Source organism: Parafrankia colletiae (genome assembly GCF_001854655.1).
GTDB lineage: Bacteria > Actinomycetota > Actinomycetes > Frankiales > Frankiaceae > Parafrankia > Parafrankia colletiae.
On sequence record NZ_MBLM01000048.1, the window covers coordinates 1 to 6,471 of the forward strand.

Genomic DNA, 6,471 nt, shown 5'->3' on the forward strand with positions numbered 1-6,471 from the left:
TTCACCTGGAGTTCGACCTCGTGGAGGACAGCGCCCGGTGAAAGCCGCCATGTGATCACCGAGAGAGTGTCCGAGGGGAGTGCCTGGCCTTATGCGGCGGAAGGCGGGCAAGCGACCCCGATCCTGTTACGTCCGCTGCCTTTTGCTTGGTATAGGGCGACGTCAGCGAGTTCGACAAACGCCGCCACATTGTCGTCGAGAGTGGGGGTCATTGBGGTCACGCCGATACTCACAGTGACGATCTGCTCCACGGTCAGCGGGTGTGGTATGGCCAGTTCCTCGACGGCGCAGCAAAGGTTTCGGGCCAAGTGCGCGACAGTGTCCGGACCGGTATCGGGCATCACGATGGTGAATTCTTCCCCCCCGAAGCGGGCGGTCAGGAAGGGTTCACCGACGCCTTCGGTCAGGCATGTGGCGACTCGTTGGAGGCACCGGTCGCCGGCGGTGTGGCCGAAGTGGTCGTTGTAGAGCTTGAAGTGGTCGATGTCGACCATCGCCAGCGCGATGGAGGCCGCGTGCTGACGGGCTCGGTTCCATTCGACGTCCAGGACGTCCTCGAGGCGTCGCCGGTTGGCCAGCCCGGTCAGCGGGTCGGTGATCGAGAGCTGCTCCAGCTGGTGGTTCGCCGCGGTGAGTCGACTGTTCGTCGCGGCGAGCTGCCTGGTTCGTTCGGCGACCTTGTCTTCCAATGAGGCGTAGACCATGGCGTTGTCGAGCGAGACCGCGAGCTGCCCGGCGATAATCATGATTCCGTCGAGGCGCTCGGTGGAGAACGCGCCACTGATCATCCGGTTCTCCAGCAGCAGCATGGCCTGCAGGCGGCCCCGGATCGTGATGGGTATGACGAGCAGCGAGCAGCGGTCGAGGCCGGTGAAGTAGGGGTCCCGGCAGAACCGGTCGTCCCGGGCGGCGTTGGCAACAACGAGGGGCTCGTGAGTGCGGGCGGCGTAGCGGATGACCGAGGGCGCCAGCAGGCGCTGCCGGCCGGCGTCCCGGAGCAGGATGGTGGCACTGGCGCCGGTCGGTACCAGCCATCCGTCCTGCTCCTGCAGCAGATGGACGCCGGTGGCACCGGTCATCTCGGACAGAATTCCCACGACCTTTGTCTGGAGACCGTCGATGCTGGTCTCCGAACTGAGTGCCTGGGAAGCGGCGACCACGGCGAGCAGATCGACAGTGCCGGTCGCGACGGTTGAGCGGCGTGCGGACGGCTCCGCCGGAGAACTGACGATCAACTCTGCGGTGGCGGTCCGCAGCGTCGGATAGGCCCAGTCGAGCTGGCTGACCTTCCCGGTCGCACCCCAGGCGAGGTACTGGCGCCGGGCGGCTGACAGCAGCATGTGGCCGGTTTCCTCCATGCCGTGTGCCAGGTAGAAGCGTGCGGCGTGCTCCAGGACGAGTGCCCGGTGCCAGGGGCGGACCCGCACGGAGACCTCCCGCAGCGCCACGTCAAACATGTACGCCGCTTCGTGGAAGTCCCCGACGGCCCATGCCCGCTCCGCCTCCAGCATGTGTAGTAGATGCAGGAAATTGCCCGGCGCGTCGGCCGCGCGCGCGACCAGCCACTCGATCAGCTGGTCCAGCTTGACCAGCGCAATCTCACGCTGGTCCGTTTCYGCCGCGCGTGCTTTCCCTGCCAGGGACGTGGCAAGCAGCACTCGCGCCACCGCCATGGCGTAGTTCGCCCCGATCATCGACTCGTACGGCATCACGGCCGCGGCATGGTGGGCGGCATCTTCCGGGCGGCCGAGCATGGCTGCGGTGAGAGCCCGGACTATGTGCCAGTTGGCGAGGAAGAACGGGTCGGCGGCCAGCGTGCTGGACGCGGCCGCTTCGTCGGTGGCCGCGTCGGCAGCCTCGCCTCGCAGCACCTGCACTAGCCGGTGAAATATTCGAAATATCTCCTCGGCGTGTCTGTTGCCGGTGCGTGCGGCGATCGCGAGTGCCTCGTCCACCGCCGCGGCGACGTCGCCGAGCGACGGTGCGCAGTCCAACAGGTCGTACAGCAGCGCATAGTGGACCCAGCACGCGTTCTGTAGGTCGCCGCCCCGAAGAAGGCCCTCGAACGCGCGACGGCCCTCGGAGATGCTGTTTTCCAGAGGCGCGGACCAGTGGCCGCTGGTGATCACGTGGATGAAGAGCGCCTGCCACACGTCAGGCTCATAGCCGCGTGCCCGCGCAACCGCGAGGATCCGCCGTAGGATCCGTGGCCCGGTGTGGTAGTCGCCTCTACGGACGATGGTCACGATCGCGATGTGGCTGGCCGGGCCGACCAGGGCGGGATCCGGGCCATAGCGTTCCCAGATCTCCAGAGTCTTGACGCTCAGCCAGGCCATCACCGTCTGGTCGTAGAAGAACGTCGCGGGCACGACCCGGTTGACGAGCCTGATGGTGCTGAGGCGGGACCGGTCGGTGATCTCCGGCTTGTGTAGATCATCCGACTCGCTGGTCGTGTCGATCCACCGGTGGAGCTCGTCGAGTCCGTGGTCGATCTCCGCGTCGAGCGCGTCGCCGTCCGGKATGGATATGCCGACGCGCCGCAGCTGGCCGAGGCCGAGCCTCACCGCCTCGCCGGCACGGCCCCGGTTGGTGAGACTGATGACCTGAACCACGGTGGCGGACGTGAGCTGCACCGGCTGGGTGCACAACCGGCGGATGGTCTGGTAGATGTCGTCCGCTTCGTCCAGCCTGCCCAGGCTGTACAGGGCAGCGTGCCGGTCGGTGTGAACCGCGATCAACAGGTCGGTGTCGGCCGGGTCGATGAGCGTGACCGCCGCGCTCAGTAACCTCTCCACCAGCGGATAGTTGCTCAGCAGTTTCGCTTCCTCGGCGGCGCGGCGGAAAAGCGTGACCACCACCCGCCGCTCCTCGGTGCCATGCACGATGTCCACCACCGGCAGGTACTGCTCGGCGGCGACGGCGAAGAACTCCGGCCGGTCGGCCAGCCGCCGGGCCAGGCGCAGCCACCGCACACGCTGCTCCCGCTCGGGACGGCCATCCAGCACGGACTCCCGCGTCCGGTCGTGGTTGAACCACACGCTGGGTCGCCCTTCGCACTCCAGGACCAGCAGGCCGTCGCCGAACGCGGGAGCGAGCCGCCGCTCGACCTCGTCCGGCGGCAGGCCTGTCGCGGCCACCAGAAGATCCAGATCCACCTGACCTGCCAGGCTGGCCATCACCGCCAGCAGCTCGGCGGTCTCAGGCGGCAGCGCGGCGACCCGGGCGGCCAGCAGCGCGGTCACCTCCACCCGGTCGAGCCGGCGGCGCAGCACCTCGTCATCCCAATGCCATCCGTCCCCGGAGAGAGTCAGGACGCCCTCGCGGCGTAACAAGTTGAGCAGCTCAACGATGTCGTAAGGATTGCCGTGGGCGGAAGGTGCGATCGTCCGCGCCAGACCGGCGGCGGGCGCCGGTGCCAGGCTCAGCATGTCGGCTACCATGACCGCCTGCCCCTCCGGCGGCAGGTTACCCAACGGCAGGTGGCGCGGACCGGCCCGCTGGTCACGCCAGCGAGCGAGCATCGGCGTCAGGGGATGAGCGGCGTCGACGTCACTCTCGCGGTACGCGGCGACCAGCAGCAGCCCCGCGATCCGCTCCTCACCGGCGAAGACCAGGTCGACGAAGCCCAGCGGCGTCCGCCCGGCCCATTGCAGGTCGTCGACGAAGAACACCACCGGTCGTTCCTCCGAGACGACGGCACGCAGGATCTCGACCGGTACGCGCGGCAGTCGCACCTGCGCGGTCATCGGATCCCCCGGCTCCGGGGGAACTTTCAACAGCGCCGCCAGCTCCGGCACAGTGGCTGTGGCCAGGCCGGCGTTGGGACCCAACGCCCGCAACATCCGGTTCCGTACCTCGGCCAGATAGTCCTCCGGCTCGGCCAGCAGCAGCCGGCCCAGCGCCCGCAGCGCCTGGCGGACCCCGTCATACTCCAGATCACGGCGGTACTGGTCGAATTTGCCTGCCACGAACCACCCGCCGACGCCGGCCGCGATCGGTCGCAGCGCATTGACCAGGGACGTCTTGCCCACGCCCGGGGCGCCCGTGACGAGGAGTCCCTGGGAGCCCCCGGTCACGGCCTCGGCGAACGCCGCGTCCAGTTCGTTGACCTCCCGGTCACGCCCGGACAGCCGGGAGGGTGCCAGCGGCCGTGCCGGAAGATCATGTTCGCCGAGACGTGCCAACGCCACGCCGCCACGTACCAGGACCAGATCGTGCACCAACCCGTCGGCGCTCTGGTAACGGTCGTCCGGCTCCTTCTCCAGCAGGCGCATGATGATCTCGGACAGGCCGGCGGGCATCGATGGATTTACCTCCGCCGGCGGGACCGGCACCCGGGTGAGATGGTCATGGATGATTCGGATCGGGTTCTCCGCGCCGAACGGCGGCGCGCCGGTGGCCAGCTCGTACAGGGTGGCCCCGAGTGCGTACAGGTCGGCCCGCTGGTCGACCGGACGACCGGTCCGCCCGGTCTGTTCCGGAGCCAGGTACGGCACTGTCCCGACCGTCGCCCCGTGGTGGGTGAACTCCGGCCGGACCGCCGAGAGAGTCGTGGCGAGCGCGAAGTCGATCAGACACGGAGCTCCGCTATCCCTGCTCACCACGATGTTCGACGGGCAGATGTCCCGGTGCACCACACCCCGGTGATGCATCCCGGCGACCACGCGGGCCAGCGATTCACCGAGATCCATCAGCTCGGCCGGATCCAGCGGCGTCTTCAGCCCCGACAGCGCCGTGCCGTCGACGTCGTCCAGCAGGATCGACCCGGTGCACTCCTCCGCCCCGGTGGCAAGGTGAACAACCCCCTCGACTCCCGAGAGCCGTTCGAGGATCTCGACCTCGTGCCGCAACCGTCCCTGCGCCCCCGGCCCCAGCGGCTCCTTCCGGATCACACGCCCGGTCGGCTGCTCCATCCGGCTGATCCGAGTCAGCTCCGTCACGTGAAGCAGCTCCACTCGCACCGCCGCCACCTGCGGCGGATCCCGGCCCGGGGTCATCCGCCGGGCGACCATGTGCTCGCCACCGGCACCGCGCCACGAACAGTCCACTTCCCTAGCCTGCCCCCAATCACCGGAGAAGCAACGAGGTGCCTGACTGAAGGCGAGGCCGCAGGTTCAGGAACTGCGGAGATCCGACACGACGGGAAGACGCAATCATCGACCAAAAACACCGATACCACCGCACGGCGGATGAAGTTGACTCCCGAAGCCTGCCAACGGTTCGGCCATGGTCGCCGCAAGAAACACGCCTACGGGGCTCCAGAACCCCGATTTGGGCGGTGACCTGCACGTTTGCCTACCGGACGGGGCCCATGTCGGGCAGGCTGGATGGTCATGGTGTGGTCGCTGCTCTACGCCCTGACACGCAACGCTCTTGGACTGATGCTGCTCAGGATGCGTGGGGACACCGCGAAGGACGTCGAGCTTCTCGTCCTGCGGCATCAAGTGGCGGTGCTGCGACGTCAGATGAGTCGTCCGACGCTGGAACCGGCRGATCGGGTGATCCTCGCAGCCCTGTCCCGGCTGCTACCCCGGTCCAGCTGGGGTTCGTTCTTCGTCACCCCCCACCGTGCTGCGCTGGCACCGTGACCTCCTCATACGAAAATGGACCTACCCCGGAAGTCGCCCGGACGGCCGCCGGTCCGCCGGGAGATCCACGATCTGGTCCTACGGCTCGCGAAGGAGAACCCGACCTGGGGCCACCGCAGGATCCAAGGAGAACTGGTCGGGTTGGGCTACCCGGTCGGGGTCGCCACCGTCTGGCGGATCCTGCGCYGCGCCGGTGTCGATCCCGCGCCCCGTCGGGCCGACGCACCCCGGCGTACGTTCCTACGCGCCCAGGCCTCTGGCCTGCTGGCCTGTGATTTCTCCACGGTGGACACCGCGTTCCTCCAACGGATCTACGTGTTCTTCGTCGTCGAACACGCCACCCGCTGTGTCCACGTCCTCGGGGTCACGAAGCATCCAACCGCGGCGTGGGTAACCCAGCAGGCACGGAACCTGCTGATGAATCTCGAGGAGCGCAGCCACCGGTTCCGATTCCTTCTCCGTGACCGCGATACGAAGTTCACGGCTTCCTTCGACGCTGTCTTCACTGGGACCGGTATCGACGTGGTATGCACACCACCGCAAGCCCCGCAGGCGAACGCGATCGCGGAACGCTGGGTCGGCACCGTCCGCCGAGAATGCACCGACAGGCTGTTGATCGTCTCCGAACGGCACCTGACGTCAGTCCTCGACAGCTACGCGGAGCATTCACCAGCTCCAACAGCTCGGCCACCAGGTCACTCTGACAGCCTCGCCCTGAGTAATTTTCGACTCAGGAACTGGGGCCGCTGCGCTGGGCCGCCGTGGTGGCGGGAAAATCGGGGCCGCGGCCGTCCGGGACGCCGGTGCAACTGTGATGCCACCCGAGCTCGGGAGTCAGGATGGCGCGGGGACCACCGACAGGCGCTGGTGATTGTTGCTTCGA

1 protein-coding gene and 1 pseudogene are annotated in these 6,471 nt (G+C 67.8%); one reads left to right on the plus strand and one right to left on the minus strand.

Translation table 11 applies throughout. The features are described from left to right. Positions 1-89: 89 nt before the first annotated feature. On the minus strand, positions 90-5,012 hold the full coding sequence (locus CC117_RS07850; protein ID WP_071083093.1) for a diguanylate cyclase: 4,923 nt from the start codon (positions 5,010-5,012) through the stop codon (positions 90-92). A gap of 279 nt (positions 5,013-5,291) precedes the next feature. Between CC117_RS07850 and CC117_RS40405 the strand changes: the two are divergent. After that, positions 5,292-6,254, plus strand: a pseudogene (locus CC117_RS40405) (integrase); the annotation flags it as partial. Positions 6,255-6,471 lie beyond the last annotated feature (217 nt).